This window comes from uncultured Mailhella sp. (assembly GCF_944324575.1).
Classification (GTDB): domain Bacteria; phylum Desulfobacterota; class Desulfovibrionia; order Desulfovibrionales; family Desulfovibrionaceae; genus Mailhella.
This window is the reverse complement of record NZ_CALUWV010000005.1, coordinates 37,238-54,599: the sequence shown is the minus strand read 5'-3', so window position 1 is coordinate 54,599 and position 17,362 is coordinate 37,238. Positions and strand designations below refer to the sequence as shown.

At 58.6% G+C, this 17,362-nt stretch carries 15 protein-coding genes and 1 other RNA gene; 14 read left to right on the top strand and 2 right to left on the bottom strand.

Annotated features, from left to right (window positions below):
• Both ssrA and Q0J81_RS01360 read right to left on the bottom strand, forming a co-directional pair.
• Positions 1 to 128, bottom strand: a transfer-messenger RNA (tmRNA) gene (ssrA, locus tag Q0J81_RS01365); the annotation flags it as partial.
• A gap of 191 nt (positions 129 to 319) precedes the next feature.
• Positions 320 to 1,570, bottom strand: coding sequence for an HD domain-containing protein (locus tag Q0J81_RS01360; protein ID WP_294445608.1), 1,251 nt, complete (start codon positions 1,568 to 1,570; stop codon positions 320 to 322).
• A 263-nt stretch (positions 1,571 to 1,833) separates the two neighbouring features.
• Here Q0J81_RS01360 and rplM point away from each other — a divergent pair, with 263 nt between their 5' ends.
• The 14 genes from rplM to Q0J81_RS01290 all read left to right on the top strand — a co-directional run bounded on the left by rplM (position 1,834) and on the right by Q0J81_RS01290 (position 17,181).
• Positions 1,834 to 2,268, top strand: a complete 435-nt coding sequence (gene rplM, locus Q0J81_RS01355) for a 50S ribosomal protein L13 (protein ID WP_294445606.1) — start codon at positions 1,834 to 1,836, stop codon at positions 2,266 to 2,268.
• Positions 2,269 to 2,278: 10 nt separating this feature from the next.
• Positions 2,279 to 2,671: a 30S ribosomal protein S9 gene (rpsI, locus tag Q0J81_RS01350; protein WP_294445605.1), complete on the top strand. Its 393-nt coding sequence runs from the start codon at positions 2,279 to 2,281 to the stop codon at positions 2,669 to 2,671.
• Between the two features lie 356 nt (positions 2,672 to 3,027).
• A complete protein-coding gene (locus Q0J81_RS01345; protein ID WP_294445604.1) occupies positions 3,028 to 3,903 on the top strand; it encodes a DMT family transporter in 876 nt (291 codons plus the stop codon).
• Positions 3,904 to 4,045: 142 nt separating this feature from the next.
• Entirely contained in the window at positions 4,046 to 4,609 is a 564-nt protein-coding gene (thrB, locus tag Q0J81_RS01340) for a homoserine kinase (protein WP_294445603.1), read from the top strand.
• A gap of 107 nt (positions 4,610 to 4,716) precedes the next feature.
• Entirely contained in the window at positions 4,717 to 5,274 is a 558-nt protein-coding gene (locus tag Q0J81_RS01335) for an OmpH family outer membrane protein (RefSeq protein ID WP_294445602.1), read from the top strand.
• 14 nt (positions 5,275 to 5,288) lie between these two features.
• Positions 5,289 to 6,395: a UDP-3-O-(3-hydroxymyristoyl)glucosamine N-acyltransferase gene (gene lpxD, locus Q0J81_RS01330; RefSeq protein ID WP_294445601.1), complete on the top strand. Its 1,107-nt coding sequence runs from the start codon at positions 5,289 to 5,291 to the stop codon at positions 6,393 to 6,395.
• 113 nt (positions 6,396 to 6,508) lie between these two features.
• Positions 6,509 to 6,973 (top strand): 3-hydroxyacyl-ACP dehydratase FabZ, encoded by a 465-nt coding sequence (fabZ, locus tag Q0J81_RS01325; RefSeq protein ID WP_294445599.1) that lies wholly within the window; start codon positions 6,509 to 6,511, stop codon positions 6,971 to 6,973.
• Between the two features lies 1 nt (position 6,974).
• Complete coding sequence (lpxA, locus tag Q0J81_RS01320) at positions 6,975 to 7,790, top strand: acyl-ACP--UDP-N-acetylglucosamine O-acyltransferase (protein WP_294445598.1); 816 nt, start codon at positions 6,975 to 6,977, stop codon at positions 7,788 to 7,790.
• Positions 7,791 to 8,186: 396 nt separating this feature from the next.
• A complete protein-coding gene (locus Q0J81_RS01315; RefSeq protein ID WP_294445597.1) occupies positions 8,187 to 9,365 on the top strand; it encodes an iron-containing alcohol dehydrogenase in 1,179 nt (392 codons plus the stop codon).
• Between the two features lie 230 nt (positions 9,366 to 9,595).
• Complete coding sequence (locus Q0J81_RS01310; RefSeq protein ID WP_294445596.1) at positions 9,596 to 10,312, top strand: Crp/Fnr family transcriptional regulator; 717 nt, start codon at positions 9,596 to 9,598, stop codon at positions 10,310 to 10,312.
• A gap of 240 nt (positions 10,313 to 10,552) precedes the next feature.
• Positions 10,553 to 12,214, top strand: a complete 1,662-nt coding sequence (locus Q0J81_RS01305) for an FAD-binding protein (protein ID WP_294445595.1) — start codon at positions 10,553 to 10,555, stop codon at positions 12,212 to 12,214.
• A 78-nt stretch (positions 12,215 to 12,292) separates the two neighbouring features.
• Positions 12,293 to 13,993, top strand: a complete 1,701-nt coding sequence (locus tag Q0J81_RS01300; RefSeq protein WP_294445594.1) for an FAD-dependent oxidoreductase — start codon at positions 12,293 to 12,295, stop codon at positions 13,991 to 13,993.
• 50 nt (positions 13,994 to 14,043) lie between these two features.
• On the top strand, positions 14,044 to 15,138 hold the full coding sequence (locus Q0J81_RS01295; protein WP_294445593.1) for a TRAP transporter substrate-binding protein: 1,095 nt from the start codon (positions 14,044 to 14,046) through the stop codon (positions 15,136 to 15,138).
• A 111-nt stretch (positions 15,139 to 15,249) separates the two neighbouring features.
• Positions 15,250 to 17,181 (top strand): TRAP transporter large permease subunit, encoded by a 1,932-nt coding sequence (locus Q0J81_RS01290; RefSeq protein WP_294445592.1) that lies wholly within the window; start codon positions 15,250 to 15,252, stop codon positions 17,179 to 17,181.
• Positions 17,182 to 17,362 lie beyond the last annotated feature (181 nt).

The window sequence follows — 17,362 nt, the reverse complement described above, 5'->3', positions numbered from 1 at the left end:
GCTTACGCAGCGTAGGCGTATTCGTAATCGTTGTTGGCAATTACTTTGTTGCCGCTTTTTACGAGGCCAGCGGCGCCTCGACCTGCAACCATGGCTTCCAGCATCCCCGTCGAAACCAATGCGCCCCCGTTGAGGTTCGGTTCCTTTTTGACAAGGTCAGAAAGTCCGGTATCCGCCGCTGCGGGCGGAACAGGCATTAAATACGCATAAAAAAGCCGCTCGTAAAGAGGTGAGAGAGGGCAAATTTCCGGTTCTTTTCACCTGAGGCGGACGCATGGACAGGAAAGCGGCCGACGTCGCTCCCGCCTGCGAGAGCGGGTCAGTCGAAGTCTGCCAGCAGAGGTGCCATGCTGAAGGAGCCGAGCCGTATGCTTCCCGCCTCGCGCCGCATGCGGGCCATGGCCTCATAGAGGTGAGGCGAGCCTATGCCGTTGTGAATGGAACTGTAGGCTTCGATGAAGGCAGCAAGAGTATCGCAGGCCTTGATGAGCTGACCGTCCTTGGGGTCGAAGTCGTCGGAGTTGTATTCCTCGTTGAGCGCGGCAAAGCCGTCGAGCTTCAGAATGCGGTCGTCGACGCGGCAGGTGTCGTTGAATTCCGACCGGGTGGACAGACCGAGATAATAGTCGAGGCGCTCTCTGATGAGGCCGTAGCCTTCCTGTTCCAGAGGGTCGAGAATACGGCTGTGCAGTTCTTCGTCTTCATATTGATGGATGATCTCCGGAAGCTGGGCCACGGAACGCTTGACGGGCGTGATGATGTCGCGGGTAAGCAGCTCCGCAAGGTCGTGGAACAGGCCGCAGTAGAAGTCGTTGATGCGGCGCTGCGGGCAGCCGTCGAGATAGAGACTGAACAGGTAGGAGTACACGGCTACGATGAACATATGCCCGAGTACCGACGTGGCGGGTACGCGCGGGGTCTGAGCCCAGCGTATCTGGAAGCGAAGCTGGCCGCAGAGGTTGGCCATGCGGGCAAGCGCCGTACCGGAGCCTGCAAGCAGCTCGTTCACGCCCTCCACATCCTTGAGCGCCAGAAGACGTCTGTTGAAGGAGGGACCTATTTCCTTGATTTCCTCATCAAAACCGTTGAGCGGCTCAATGAGGCAGAATTCCCAGCGCGACGCGTACATATGGGCCGCGCTCAGTATGCGGTCGGCAAGCGTGTCCGCTTCTTCAGCCGGGCGTGTGTGGTAGGAGACGAGCCGCTGCCAGAGCGCTTCGTCGAGCGGACGTATGCGGGGCTCGAGTTCCCCGAGAGCCCATGCCGTGAGTTCCTGATAATGCTCCCGGTTGGACTTGATGCGGTAGAAGACCGGAGGCTTGATGTCGGTGATGATGAGACGGTAGAAATAGTCGAAAAGCCCGCCTTCGATGATGTCGATGCCGATGCGGCGTTTCTCTTCGACGGTCATGCCCGCGGTGTTCTGCTGCCAGAGCAGAAAGGCCACGATCATCTTGTGGGCCTGCTTGTCGAGCTCGAAAAGTTCCACGGGGCGGAGCTTGTCGTTCCAGCGCCGCATGCTGGCTCCGGAGAAAATGAACTGGAGAAGGCTTTTTCTTATGCTCCGCATGGCCATTCCTCACTTGCTTAAACTTTCGTTTTATGGCAGATACCTTGTTTCAAACGTTCTGGCAAGGGAACGGCGGTCTGGTAGCCGCTCCCAAGGCGCGCTTCTCCGGCTCCCCGTTGCGGGGGGAACGTGTCCGGTTTCCCTTGGGAAAGGAACGACTGTAACGAGGAATGTGCTTCCCTGGTGGGAAGCCTTTTTGTGACTACGCCTTTTCATTGGCACACCCATGCGGTTCCGCCCCGTGCGGGACAGGAGATATTTTCATGAAAACTTTCAGCCCGACCCCGGCCGACATCGACCGTCAGTGGTATCTGGTTGACGCCGAAGATCAGATCCTTGGCCGTCTCGCCGCTCAGATCGCTCATCGTCTGCGTGGCAAGCACAAGCCTGAATTTGCTCCTCATATGGACAACGGCGACTTCATCGTTGTGGTCAACTGCGAAAAGATTCGCGTGACCGGCACCAAGATGCACGACAAGCTCTACTACAGCCATTCCGGCTGGGTTGGCGGCCTCAAGGAAATCAGCCTCGAAAAGCTGCTTGCCTCCAAGCCTGAAGAAGTGCTCCGCAAGGCCGTTCGCGGCATGCTGCCCAAGAACCGCCTCGGTCGCGCCATGCTGAAGAAACTGAAGATCTATGCCGGCGCCGAACATCCTCACGCCGCTCAGGCCCCCAAGCCGCTGACCTTTGAGAAGTAGGAGTCCAGCCATGTCCACCACTTTTGATTATGGCACCGGCCGCCGCAAGACCGCTATTGCCCGTACCCGTCTCTATCCCGGTTCCGGCCAGATTGAAATCAACGGCCGTCCCATGGATCAGTATTTCCCCCGCAAGACCCTGCAGATGATCGTCCTGCAGCCTCTTGCCCTCACCAAGCTCGCCGAACAGTATGACATCAAGGTCAACGTGTGCGGCGGCGGCATTTCCGGTCAGGCCGAAGCTGTTCGCCTCGGCATTTCCCGTGCGCTGCTCCAGGCCGATCCCGCTCTGCGCGGCACCCTGAAGCATGCCGGCCTGCTGACCCGCGATGCCCGTAAGAAGGAACGTAAGAAGTACGGTCTGGCTGCTGCCCGCGCCCGTTACCAGTACTCCAAGCGTTAATCTTCCGATTCTCGCAGTATGGGAGCCCGTCGTTTTTCGGCGGGCTCTTTTTTTGCCGGAGCCGTCTTTCTCGTGAGACGGCTCCGTTTTTTTCGGTCTTTTGCGGGGGAGAGACGGCATGTTCCGGGCGAGCTGACGGGATGCGCGTCCGGACTTCTGCAGGCAGAGACAGGAGAAGCCGGGACGAGTCTCTTTGTTTTTCAGAAGGAGGAAGCGGCCGACGGGGGGAGGGCTGGGCTCCGGCCCTTTGGAGAAAATGTCGCAGCAAAGGAACAAAATGGGAAAAATGTTGCATCTGCGTCAGAAATGTTCCGGGAACTTCGTATGCTGGCGGAAGTTCTACCGGGAGGTTCGCCATGATGTTTTCGCCAAGAATGGTCATGATGCTGCTTGTGGTCTGCTATGCCTTGTGGGGCGGCGGCATGATAGCCATGAAGTATGCGTTCGAGTCCTTTGCCGTGCTGCACGTTGTTTTTGCCAGAGTGGCCTTTGCCGCGCTGTTTTATCTGGCTCTTTTTCCGAAGTGGCGGCATATGCCCTATCAGAAGGGCGACTGGAAGTATCTCGTCATGCTGGTCATGTTCGAGCCCTGCCTGTTTTTCCTGTGTGAAACGTTTTCCATGAAGTACACCACGGCGTCGCAGGGCGGCGTCATTGCGGCATGCTTTCCCCTCTGCACGGCCGTGGCGGCCTGGCTTTTTCTGAAGGAAAAGCTGACGAGGCGCACCGTAATCGCCATTGTGCTTGCGGTGCTCGGCGTGGCGGGCTCCTCGTATTTTGCGGAAGGCGATGCCAGAGCCTCCAACCCTCTGCTCGGCAATCTGCTCATGTTCGGCGCGGTGCTTTCCTCCACGGGCTATGCCGTGTGTGCGCGCTTTATTGCCCGTCGCTACTCCTTCCTGAGCATTTCGGCGGTTCAGGCCATCGGCGGAGCGGTGGTGTTCTTTCCGTTCCTTCTTTCGGCTCCCATGCCTCAGAGTGTCACGCTTCCGGCGCTCGGCGGACTTTTGTATATGGGCATCGGTGTCGGCATCACGGCCTATCTTCTGCTCAATCTTTCGCTCAAGCATCTGGAAGCGGGCATTGTTTCGCTGTTCGGCAATCTCATTCCCGTGTTCACGCTTGTTTTCGCCTGGCTGATCCTCGGCGAAAAACTCAACGTTCCGCAGGTCGCCTGCGTGGGACTCGCGCTTATAGGGGTGCTTGTGTCCTCCACGGAAAAGAAAGAATGATCCTGCAGGTGAGTTGAACGATGCCTGCCGGCTTATGCGCGCGGAAGGATTGCATTTGCAATCCTTCCGCGCGCGGCGTATAGCCAGATGGTAAACTGCGCGACGTTGCGCGAAAAAACGGCTTTCGCCCGGAAGGACATCTATGACGGAACTCTCATCCGAGCAGAAGAACATCGAGTCTCTGCCATCCATTCCCGAAAATGGCTGCATCACCTTCATAGGCATGGCGGGTGCGGGCAAAACTACAGTGGGGCGCCTTGTGGCCCGGGCGCTGGGCTGGGCCTTCGTGGACTCGGACCATGTCATCGAGGCCGTTTTTGCCGCGCCTCTGCAGAGCGTGGCAGATGCCCTGAGCAAGGATGAGTTCATCGAAGTCGAGGCTGAGATCGTAGGCGCCCTCCGTCTGTGCCGGACGGTGATCGCTACCGGAGGCAGTGTCGTGTACCGGCCTTCCACCATGGAACATCTGGCCTCGCTCGGCCCCGTCGTCTATCTTGACGTGCCCATGAAGGTCGTGCTTGAGCGCATTGCCCGCAATCCCGACAGAGGGCTGGCCATCGCGCCCGGACAGACCATTGAAGATCTTTTCCGGGAACGTGAGGCGCTGTACCGGCGCTATGCCACGCTGAGCGTGGAAGCTTCCGGCGTCACGCCGGCGGAAAGCGCGCGGCTCGCCCTGGAAAAACTCGTCCGCCTGTACGCTTAAATCATTCTTGACGCCTTCGTGCCCTCAAGGATACTCTGAACCGTTGCCTGTGCCGCTTGTTTCGGCACATTGCTTATGCTACTTTTTCCTTATTAAGGAGTTTAATTATGCTTCGTCGCACTGTCATTGCGCTGGTTGTGGCCTTTTTCTGCTCCGCCGTGGTTCTTCCGTCCCAGGCTCAGGCTGCCGGCAAGATAGGCGTGGCCAACCCCCTGCGTCTTTCCGCCCAGAGCGATCCCGGCAAGGAGGCTGAAAAGCAGCTGACTTCCATGTTCGGCAAGGAGCGCCAGCAGCTTGAAAAGCAGAATGAAGAACTCAGCAAGCAGGCTGAGGATCTGCGCAAGCAGGCTGCCGCCCTTTCGGAAAAGGCCCGCAACGAACGCGCGCAGAAGATTCAGAAGCAGGCCCAGGAGCTGGAAACCAAGGGTACCGCCTATACGCAGCGTCTTTCCCGCGTGCAGCAGGCCATCAACTCTCAGATGAACGACGTCATGCGCACGGCCTGCGAAAACTATGCCAAGAAGAACGGCTATGACATGATCATCGACGCGTCCGTGGTCATGTTCTACGTTCAGGCCAACGACGTGACGAGCGGCCTGATTGAAGAAGTCAACAAGGTCTGGAAGTCCAAAGGCGGCAAGTTCAATCTCAGCTCCGTGAAGTAACAAAGGAGCAAGGAATGCCCAATCCTTCGTTCAAGCTTTCCGAAATTGCGGACAAGCTCGGTGTGAAACTGTCTTTGAAGGACCCGGAAGACGACATCGTCATTACCGGGATCAACACGCTGGAGGAAGCCGGTCCCACGGAACTGAGCTTTCTCGCCAACCCCAAGTACGTTTCACAGCTGTCCACCACCAGAGCCGGAGCCGTCATCGTTCGGCCCGAACACGAGAACGACGTTGCCCGTGCGCTCGTGACGGACAATCCCTATCCCATGTTCGCGCAGGCGCTGACTCTTTTTGTCAAGCCTCAGGGCAGCTTTACGGGCATAAGCCATATGGCCTGCATTCATCCCGAGGCCGAGCTTGGCGAGGATTGCACCGTTTATCCCTTCTGCTATATCGGCCCGCGCACGAAAATAGGCAGGGGCAGTGTCATTTTTCCCGGGTGCTACATCGGAGAGGATTGTGAGCTCGGGGAAAACAGCATTCTGTACCCCCGCGTCGTGCTCATGGCGGGAACGAAGCTCGGAGCGGCCTGCGTGCTTCAGCCCGGCGCCGTCATCGGCGGCGAGGGCTTCGGTTTCGTGCGTACGGCGGAAGGCATCAGAAAGGTTCCGCAGATCGGTCACGTGGAACTCGGCGACCACGTGGAAATCGGGGCGAACGCCACGGTGGACCGCGCGGCCCTGAGCGCCACGCTGATCGGCGACGGAACGTGCATCGACAATCTGGTCATGGTGGGCCATAACGTGCACATCGGCAAGGATTGCCTCATCGTTTCGCAGGTGGGCATTTCCGGATCCACGCACGTGGGCGACAACGTGACCATGGCCGGGCAGGCCGGTATTTCCGGACATCTGCACATCGGCAGCAATTCCACCATCGGGCCTCAGGCCGGCGTTGCCAAGGATATTTCCGAAGGGCAGGTCGTCGGCGGCTCACCCACCATGGACTATAATACCTATCTGCGCAACGCCACGCTCATGCCGAAGCTCCCCGAGCTGTTCAAGCGCGTGGCCAGGCTGGAAAAGGAAATGGGCCACAAGCCCATGGCCAGCGACAAGACCGACCGCTCTCTTGTGGCCATGTGGAATCGCTGGATGTCCATGATGCATCATCGTTGATTCGGCCCCGGCGGCGGGCATGCCGCCGGGAGGAGCCTGTGCTGCTTCGTACGTATCTCGCGGGGCTGCACGGCTTAAGCCGTCACTATAAACCGTTAAAAGGCAATAACACCATGAGCGAGTCCATTTCCCTCGGCATCAAGGAGATCCTGAGCATTCTGCCCCATCGCTATCCCTTCCTTCTTGTGGATCGCGTGGACGAGCTGGTGCCCGGAGATCACATCCGCGCGTATAAGAATCTCACGTTCAACGAATCCTTCTTTCAGGGGCATTTCCCCGGCGTTCCGGTCATGCCCGGCGTGCTCATCATCGAAGCCATGGCGCAGACGGGCGTCATTCTCGTGGCGCACAGCTTCCCCGAATTCAAGGAGCATCCCGATCAGATCTATCTTTTCACCGGCATAGAAAAGGCGCGCTTCCGCTCGCCCGTCCGCCCCGGTGACAAGCTGGTCATGGAATGCACCAATCTGACGCACAGAATGCAGCTCTGGAAGATGGATACCAAGGCGTATGTGGACGGCAACGTGGTTGCCGAAGCCAGACTTACCGCATCCGTTCTTCCCAGGGAGTCGTTCTGACATGGCAGCACCTCAGATCCATCCGACAGCGTTTGTCTCTCCTTCGGCTCAGATAGGCGATGACGTCGTCATCGGTCCCTGTGCCGTGATTGAAGATGACGTGGTCATCGGCGCGAGAACCCGTATCGACGCCTTTGCCTCCGTCAAGCGTTACACTACCATGGGGGAAGACAACCACGTCTACTCCTATGCCGCCGTGGGCGGGGAACCGCAGGATCTGAAATTCCACGGCGAAAAAAGTCAGCTCATCATCGGCAACAGGAACAACATCCGCGAATTCACCACGCTGCACCGCGGCACGGAGTCGGGCGGCGGCATCACCCGAGTAGGGGACAACAATCTGCTCATGGCCTATGTGCACGTGGCGCATGACTGCACGGTGATGAACAACGTGGTCATGTCCAACAATGCCACGCTTGCCGGGCACTGCTTTGTGGATGACAACGCCATCATAGGCGGTCTTTCCGCCGTGCATCAGTTCGTCCGCGTTGGCACTCATGCCTTTGTGGGCGGCATGTCCGGGCTTGCGCAGGATCTTCCCCCGTGGATGCTGGCCGTGGGCAACCGGGCGACCATTCAGTCCCCCAACATTGTGGGACTGCGCCGTGCCAAGGCCTCCATGGAGCTTCTTTCGGCGTTCAAGCAGGCCTACCGCATGACGTGGTATTCCGGCATTCCCCGTCCCGATGCGCTCATGCAGCTCGAGGCGGAATACGGTCATCTTCCGGAAATCATGGGATTCATCCATTTCGTTCGTGAGAGCAAGCGAGGCATTCTTCCCGGGGATGATCGCAAGAAGATCATGGATCTTGCCTGATTGACCGTGCCTTCCGAAGGCGCGCAGGTAAGATGTTTTCCGACGGTTACAAGAGAAGAGGGTCGTGCTCCTTGACGGCCCTCTTTTTTGTTTTTCTGCCTGAAGAGAGCCGGGCGAACGGCGGGTAATCCGTTTGTAACGGCTCCGGATTCGGGGCGGCGTATACGCGGTCGAAGGCAGCTCAGGGATATGGCCGGGGACGTCCGGGGTCGGAAGGGCAGAAGGCGCGCTGCTCAGCCTCTTGCCTGTCGGATTCCTGTTTTTCGGGACGCCCGGAAAGATGGAAGTGTTCACGTCCGTCAGGTATCCGTGCGGGAATTTTCGGGGCGTCCTGTTTCCGGGCTTCGGGAAAGCCGTCGGGACGAAATGTCCGCATCAGAGCGAAAGGAGAGCATCGTGAAGAACTTTGTATTCAATACGCCGACAAAGGTCGTGTTCGGCAGAGGCGTGGAAGAGGAAACCGGCAGGCTTGTCAGAGAATGCGGCGGACACCGGGTGCTGCTGCATTACGGGGGATGCAGCGCGGAACGTTCCGGACTTCTTTCCCGAGTGAGGGATTCCCTGCACAGGGAAGGCGTGGACTTCGTTGAGCTCGGCGGCGTGGTGCCGAATCCCCGTCTGTCAAAAATTCATGAAGGCATTGAGCTCGGCAGAAAGGAAGGTGTGGACTTTATTCTGGCCGTGGGCGGCGGAAGCGTCATTGACTCCGCCAAGGCCATAGGCTACGGACTCGCGAGCGAAGGGGAGGTGTGGGACTTCTTCGAGAAAAAGCGCAAGGCTTCCGCCTGTGTTCCCGTGGGCGTGGTGCTCACCATTGCCGCCGCAGGCAGCGAGATGAGCTCTTCCTGCGTGATTACCCGTGAGGAAGGATGGATAAAGCGGGGCTACAGCAACGAGCTTTCCCGTCCGAAGTTTGCCGTGATGAATCCTGAGCTCACGCTTACGCTGCCTGCCTGGCAGACGGCGAGCGGCTGCGTGGACATTCTCATGCACACCATGGAGCGGTATTTTTATCACGAGGGCGGCATGGAGCTTACCGACGGCATTGCCGAGGCTCTGCTCAAGACCGTGATGAAGAACGCGCTTGTTCTTCGCGACGATCCCTCCTGCTACGAGGCGCGGGCTGAAGTCATGTGGGCGGCTGCGCTGTCGCACAACGGGCTCACCGGCTGCGGCACGGACGGCGGAGACTGGGCTTCCCACAAAATAGAGCATGAGCTGAGCGGACTTTTCGACGTTTCTCACGGCGCGGGACTTGCCGCCGTGTGGGGAAGCTGGGCGAGATACGTGTACAAGGCCGACGCCGCGCGCTTTGCCCGCTTTGCGCATAAGGTCATGGGCGTGAGCGGCGCGGGCACGCATGAAGAAATGGCGGAAAAGGGCATTGAGGCCATGGAAAATTTCTTTCGGGCCATCCATATGCCCACGTCTCTTTCCGAGCTCGGCGTTGCTCCTACGGAAGAGCAGATACGCGAGATGGCGGAAAAGTGCTGGCGGGGAATAGGCGGCCCTGTAGGCGTGGTTCGTCCGCTCGGGGTTGAAGATATCGTGAATATTTATCACCTGGCCCGATAGAAGGTTCGCTTCCGGCTTTCGGTTCGTCAGGTTGAAGCGTGAACGAACGGAAGATTGCCGGGACACGTCCTGCTGCAGAAGATGTTGTGGCCGGAGTCTTTCTGAAAGGCGAAGGTCCGCAGCCTCCTTGCCGGAGGAAGGAAGCGGAGAGCGGGGCGGACGTTTTCGGCAGCCGTGCCGGGCGCACTTTGGCGTTCCAGAACGTGGGAACAGACGAAAAGGGGGGAAGAATGGCAGCGTCACAACGTGCGGGAGGTTCCCATGCCGTACTGATGAAAGGCTCTACGGTGGGAAGACTCAACGCGCCCTGGAAGAAGGTGCTGCATCTTGCGGAGCAGAAAGTCATTCGCAAGGGGCAGAGCGTGGACATCCGCACGGGGCTTTCACGACGTGACGGCAGACCATGCTTCTACTATGTCGTTTCCGGCAGAATTCGTCTTTCGTACGTGAGTCGCAGCGGAGAGGAACGCACCATTCTGTATGCCGGGCCGGAAACGCTCATGAATGTTCCCTCCGTCATTGTGGGAGACGAGGACAATACGCTGGTTACCTGCACGCAGGATGCCGAGGTCGCGCTGTTCGACGCCGCGCTTCTGTCGGATGAGGGCTTTGCCGCTGCTCATCCCGATCTGATGATCAATCTCGTACACTCTCTGTGCGTGCATATGGTCATACACTCTCAGCGGCTGGCCGAAACCTCGCTCACCAATTCCGTGGCGCAGGTCTGCCGTGTCATTCGCGAGCTTTCCGAGAGACACGGGGGCAGGGCGGTGTTTGCGCCGGGCATGACACAGCAGGAGCTGGCGCTTCTTCTGGGCATGCATCGCACGACGCTGACGCGCATCTTGTGCCGTCTGCGAACAATGAAGGTGGTAGGCCGGTTCACCAGGCATGAGCTGGAGATTCTCGATCCTCAGCGTTTGAGAGAACTTACGGAAATATTATAAATACTTCTTAACCTCATACAGAGGGCCGCTTCCAGACTTGGGAACGGCCCGTTTTTTTTAGATACGTGGATGCTGGTTCTTCCTTTGTTTTCAGCATGTTTCAGTCCACGGTCCGGAAAACGGCCTCATGTTTCTCAGTTAAAGTGAAAAAAAGTGCAAAAATGACGCAAATGCACTACTCCGTTTCTCCTTGCCCATGCATAACAGAATTAAAGCAGAAAAGCTGAAAGGAGGTTTTTCATGCACGATTCTGGAGAGATGGCGGTTATCACGCACGAGACTGATGTTCTTGTTCTCGGCGCAGGCGCGTCCGGCTGCGGCGCGGCGCTTGCGGCGAGCGGCAAGGGCGTTCGTGTGCTCCTGGCGGACAAGGGCAAGCTGGAAAGCTGCGGTTCGCTCGGAGGCGGCAACGACCATTTTATGGCGGTGCTGAATACCGGAGCTCCTGGTGACGACGAGGCCACGGCCATAGATTTTTACTGCACGCCCATGACGGGCTACACGCCGGCTCAGGTGAAGCAGTGGCTCGAGGTCATGCCCCGCATGATAGAAATGCTCAAGTCTCTGGGCATTGAATTTCTTCATAATCCCGACGGCAGCTTCTACCGCACGACCGGTTTCGGTCAGCCCGGAAGCTGGTGGACCCATATCAACAACGGCAAGTACATCAAGCGCCGCCTCGGCGGACTCATTCGTTCCAAGGGCGTGGACACGCTGGAATATTTTCAGTGCACGAAGCTTTTTGTGAGTGAAGGCCGCGTGGTCGGTGCGGCGGGCTTCCATGTTCTTGACGGAACTTTTCATGTGATTCGTGCCCGCTCCGTGGTGCTGGCACTTGGCCGCCTTACCGGACGCGTGACGGTCAACTCATCCCTCAATCCGTTCAACATCGCCTTTTCACCCTTCATCACCGGCAGCCAGATAGCCCTGGGCTACGAGGCCGGTGCGGAAATCATCACGCTGGACACCGAGCAGGAAGGCACCTTGCTTCCCAAGGGCTGGGGTTGCCCCGGCATGAACGGCATCACCTCCAGCGGCGCGAAGGCCATCAACGCTCTCGGTGAGCGCTACATGGCCAAGTACCATCCCATGATGGAAGTCGGCCCCCGCTGCCTTCTTGTGCGCGGAACGGCGCAGGAGCAGTCCGAGGGCAACGGCCCGCCCTTCGTGCTCGACCTTACGCATATCGACAAGGACATTCTGCATCATCTTCAGTACGACAGCATGCCCGGTGACAAGGAAACCTGGAACGACTACTGCGAGCAGGCCGGCATTGATTTCAGCAAAAAGCCCATGGAAGTGGAGCTTTCCGAAATTTACATCAACGGCATCATGTACCTGAAGGACAACTTCGAGTCGCGCACCGTGAAGGGACTTTTCGGCGGAAGCATGTTCCACGATTTCTCGGGATCCATATGCAGCGGCTATATTGCCGGAACGCATGCCGTGGAAGCCTGTTCCCAATACGCTCTTGCGGATGTGGACGAGAATGAAATGCTCCGGGAGAAGGAACGCGTTTTCCTGCCTCTTCATACGGAGGACGGCATACGTCAGGAAAAGTTCGAGGCCGCCATACGGCAGGTCATGAACTACTACATGGGTTATGTGCGCAGCGGCAAGGGCATGAGCATAGCTCTGGACAAGCTGGCCTACATTGAAAGCCGCATGAACGAAGTCATGGCCGCCAATCTGCATGAGCTCATGCGGGCCCATGAGTCCTTCCACCTTCTGCGCACCTGTCTTCTGACCACTATGGCCACTCTTGAGCGCAAGGAGACCAGATTCGTCTACAAGCGCACCGACTATCCCGAAGAAGATCATTCCTATGACGACAAGCTGCTTGTCGTCTTCCAAAAGGACGGCGCTCCCTTCTGTGAATGGCGCAGGCCCGTCGTCCGCTAACGAAGCGGAGCGGCCGTGCGGTGAGAGTCCGCGACGCGGACGCGTCCTTTTTCGACATCATTTTTCAAGGAGCTGGAGATGCCTCCTGTTTTCAGTAAAGAAACCAATGTGGTCTATGTCCGCAATGACGGACGTTCCGGTCAGGGACGGACATCCCCCTGTGAGAACAAGTGCCCTCTCGGCAATCCCATTCAGAAGATGGAACGGGCCATTGCCGAGGGCGATCCCGCCCGCGCGCTGTATGTTCTTCGCGCAGGCAACCCCTTCCCCGGCGTGACGGGCAGAGTATGCCCGCATCCGTGCGAGGGCGCGTGCAACCGCGCGCTGTACGACGAAGCGCTTTCCCTTCGCTCGTTGGAACGATACGCGGCGGACGCAGGTGCTGCCGACGTGCGCAGATTGAAGGTTCTGCCTGCCAGCGGCAAAAAGATTGCCGTCATAGGTTCCGGTCCCGCCGGCCTGGCCTGCGCCTATTTTTCCGCGCTGCTCGGCCATGAGGTCACGGTGTTCGAGGCCTCGCCCGTAGCGGGCGGCGTGCCGCGCCAGTCCATTCCCGACTTTCGTCTGCCCAAGGACGTGGTGGATCACGAAGTGGGCATGATTCTTGACCTCGGCGTGCGCATTCTCACCAATACGGAAGTGGGGCGCGACATCAGTCTCGATGAGATCATGTCCCGCTACGACGCCTGTCTGCTTGCGGTGGGCAACCGTAAAGGCCGCATGCTGAGCATTCCCGGCATTGAACACGCGCTTCCCGCCGTGTCGTTTCTGAAGGACGCCAACCTGAGCCGCAAAAGCCTTGAAGGCCGGAAGGTGGTCATTCTCGGCGGCGGCGGCGTGGCTTTCGACAGCGCTTTTACAGCCCGCAGGCTCGGCGCGGCGGAAACCTGTCTGATCTGCCTGGAAGACCGTGAGCATATGCGCGTACCCCGCGCTGAAATCGAGCAGGCCGACGAGGAGTCCGTCACTCTTCACACCGGTCATCTGGCCGCCTCCATCGAGGTGGAGAACGGGCGCGTGTGCGCCGTAACTGCGGATGCCGTTTCCTCGTTTTCCTTTGACGAGTCCGGGACTCTGCATGCCGAGTTCGTTCCCGGCGGCAAGCTTCGCGTGGAAGCGGACGTGGTCATCTGCGCAAGCGGCCTCATGGTCGATCTTTCCATGCTGGACGGCAGCGCAGCGGCAGAGGTGGAAAGAACGCCCCGCGGCTGCGTGAAGACTTCGTGCAGCGCTTCGTCGATTCCCGGGCTGTTTGCGGCCGGCGAATGTGCCAGCGGTCCTTCTCTGGTGTCCACGGCCGTGGCCGAGGGGCGCACGGCGGCCTTCGACATTCACGCCTTTCTCACTGGCGTGGAGGCGGGACGCGCCGTTGATGCGTGGCTTGATGAAGAAGGCAGCATCGTGCTGAAATACTTGGAACATAAAGCTGTTCAGCATGAGGTGGCCTTTGATGAAATAGTCAATATCACCTATCATGCGAAGAGTCCGCGCAGGCATACGGAACTGCATACGGCCCGCGAAACCTGGCTGGCCTTCGAAGAACTCGACAAGGGCTTTGCTGCGGAAGATGCCGTGGAAGAAGCCAGACGCTGCCTGCACTGTGGTCACTGCCAGGAGTGCGGCGAGTGCGTGGCAAGCTGCCCCGGACTTATTCTCAAGGCCGGAGAGGGTTCGCCGCAGGTAGCCTATCCTGATGAGTGCTGGCATTGCGGCTGCTGCCGTCTGGCCTGTCCCGGCGCCTGCATATCCTTCAAATTCCCGCTGCACACCTTTTTATGATGACTTTGTCCCGTCCATTCCGGACGGGACGTACGCACGAGGAGAACCCCATGAGAAAGCTGTCCCTTGTTCTTTTGAGCATGGTGCTCTGTCTGACCGGTCTGTCCGTCCCCGGCAGCGCGAATGCGGCCGACGCCGAATACGTGCTGAGTCTCAACCTGCCCATTCCTCCCATCCATAACCGCTGGAACTATGCGCTCAAGCCTTGGGTTGAAGAGCTGGAAAAACGCAGCAACGGACGCATCAAGGTGGAACCCTACTTTGCCGAGGCCCTGAGCAAGGAAGCCGACGCCTTTGAATCCGTCAAGACCGGCGTGGCGGATATGGCGGAGTTCAGCTTCGACGTGGCCGTGGGCCAGTTCCCGTTCCATGAACGTGTGTTCACGACGGTGAGCCCCGGTGTTTCCATGGAAGATCCCACCTCCTTCGTGCTTGCCGTTCAGGATGCCTTTCCTGAAGTGAAAAAGGAATTCGACGGCGTGAAGGTGCTCTTTACCCATGCGCAGACCGTGGGCATGCTCATAGGCAGCAATGAACCCATCACCACGCTTGACGGATTCAAGGGCAAGAAGATCAATGTGCTCGGCGACTATCAGGTGGCGCAGAAGGTCAGCGCTCTCGGCGCTTCCGTGGTCAGCGTGCCCATGGCCGATGTGTTCACCAGCCTTCAGCAGGGTGTGATCGATGCCGCCACCGTGGACTACGATCTGCTCGTTTCCCGCAGGCTCGGCGACGTCATCAAGCATGTCACCGCCGTGCAGACCACCTGCTTCGTGTTCTGCGTGATGATGAATCAGGACGTGTACGACAACCTGCCCGATGATCTGAAGGCCGTGATCGACAGCGTGTCCGGCGAGTACGGTCGCCAGACCTTCTCGCAGTTCTGGAATACGCTTCCCTATCAGAGCCTCGACACCTGGATGGAACAGATGGGCGGCAAGCTCCATGTGCTCACCGACGAGGAGTATGCGGAAATAGACAGACGCATTGCTCCCGTTGCCGAGGAGTGGGCGGAAATTCTGGACAAGGCGGGATATCCCGGCAAGGACATGGTAGCCAGGATTCATGAGCTTCAGTCCACCTATGCCAAGCCGTGGAAGGACAGTCACTCCATGGAGATTTTTAAAACGAGTTCCGGAAAGTAAGCTTCGGGAAAAGTTGAGGCGTCCGCATGGCCTCTCTCATGAGCGATGCGGACGCCGTCAGGGTATGTTTGCATGACGTGAGGCCGGACGGCCTCGACAAAGGAAAGAGATATGGAGAATCCCCGCACCACCGGTTCTGCACAGGGAGCCGGACTCCCCGACATGCTGGACGGAATCGCAAGAATGCTGAGACTGACGGAAAAGCCGTCGTCTTTTCTCAGCGCGGCGGGCATGGGCATTTTCATGCTCATGGTTCTGCTTACGTTTGCCGACGTATTTTTGAGGTATATGTTCGGCAGCTCCATTCCGGGAACCACGGAACTTACGGAACTGCTCATGGTAATTGTCGTCTTTTCTTCCATAGCGGTTACGCAGTGGCAGAAAAGCCATGTCACCATGGACATCCTCACTTCACGTCTTAAAGAGCCTTTCAGGGCTCTTCTCGAGGTTATGACGGGGCTGTGGTCCGTGGTCATCGTGCTGTTTTGTGCGTGGACCACGTTCCGCTACGGCATGAAGACGTCGTCTGTTACGCTGGTTCTTCGTATCTCGCTGGAACCGTTCATTTATTTCGCAAGCTTCGGTTTCTGTCTGCTGGCGATAGCCCTGCTTGCCCAGTTTTTTGAAAGCATGGCCGCCGCCGTGCGTCTGAACGGCGCGGGAAAGACCCTGCTGGCCCTTGTCGCGGCCGTGGCGGGCGTTCTTTTCATGTGGTACGTCGCCACGCACAGGGTTCCCGGTCTGTCCTCCATCAAAGTCGGCGTAGCCGGTCTCACGCTGCTGTTCATTCTCTTTTTCCTCGGCGTTCCGGTGGCCTTTGCCCTTATTGCCACGGGGCTCATCTTCATCGCTCAGCTCAAGGGCATTCCGGCGTCGTTCGGAACGACGGGCAAGGCGCTTTACAGCACGGCGGGCAGCTATTCCTGGGCTCCGCTCATGTTCTTCATGCTTATGGGATACCTGTGCTTCTACGCCAGGTTCGGCGAAGACATCTACAACTGCGCCCGCAAGTGGATGGGGCATATGCGCGGCGGGCTTGCCATGGGCAGCGTAGTGGCCTGCGCCCTGTTCGGCGCGGTGGTGGGCGACGTGCTTTCCGGCAGCATAGCCATGGCGGCCATTGCCCTGCCGGAAATGCGCAAGAACAGGTATGACGACGCTCTGGCCGTGGGCACGCTGGCCTGTTCCGGCACCATAGGCTGTCTCATTCCTCCGAGCACCACGTTCATCATTTATGGCGTGCTGGCGCAGCAGTCCATCGGCGATCTTTTCATCGCCGGCATCATTCCCGGTCTCGTGTGCATGGTCTGCTTCATGCTGGCCGTGTGGCTGATGGTGGTCAAAAATCCCTCCCTTGCGCCGCGTCTGCCGCGTGCGCCCATGGCCGAGAGAATCGTTTCCCTGAAGTCCGGCCTGCCCATCATGCTCATTTTCATTCTTGTCATAGGCGGCATTTACGGCGGCGTGTTCACCGCCACCGAAGGCGGCGGCATAGGCGCGTGCGGCACTCTCATTCTTGCGCTTCTTCTGCGCCGCCTCAGCGTCAGGGATTTCATAAGTACCCTCAAGGACTCCGCAAAGTACATTTCCATGTGCTTTACCGTGCTGTGCGGAGCCATCGTGCTCAGCTACTTCATGGCCATGACCAGAATTCCCATGGTGCTGGCCAACACCATTGCCGGCATGGATCTGCCCGGCATGGCGGTCATGTTCGCCATCGTCATGGTGTTCCTGATTCTCGGCTGCTTTCTTCCCTCCATGCCGCTGCTTCTCATCTGCGTGCCCATTTTCGTGCCCATCGCCAAGGTGTTCGGCTGGGATCTCATCTGGTTCGGCGTCATCATCGTCATTCTCGACAACATGGCGTCCATCACGCCTCCGTTCGGCATCAGCCTTTTCGTGATGAAGGAAGTGGCTTCCGTTTCTCTGGGAACCATGTACCGGGCGGCCATTCCCTTTGTGCTGGCGCTTCTGGTATGTCTGCTCGTCATCATAGCCTTCCCTCCGCTCTCCACCATTCTGCCTGCGCTCATGAAGGGCTAGTGCGGCAGGGCAAACAATGAGGCGTGCCGCGTCAGGGGCGGCACGCCGTGGTATGCCCGCAGAAGATCGGCCCGAATCACCCCCCTGAGAGGCGAAGGCCCGGCGCGGGAGACAAGTCCTGCCGCAGGCCTTCGCCTTATATCAAGGGCGACGGAATGACGAAGAAGGCGGCGTTCGCAGG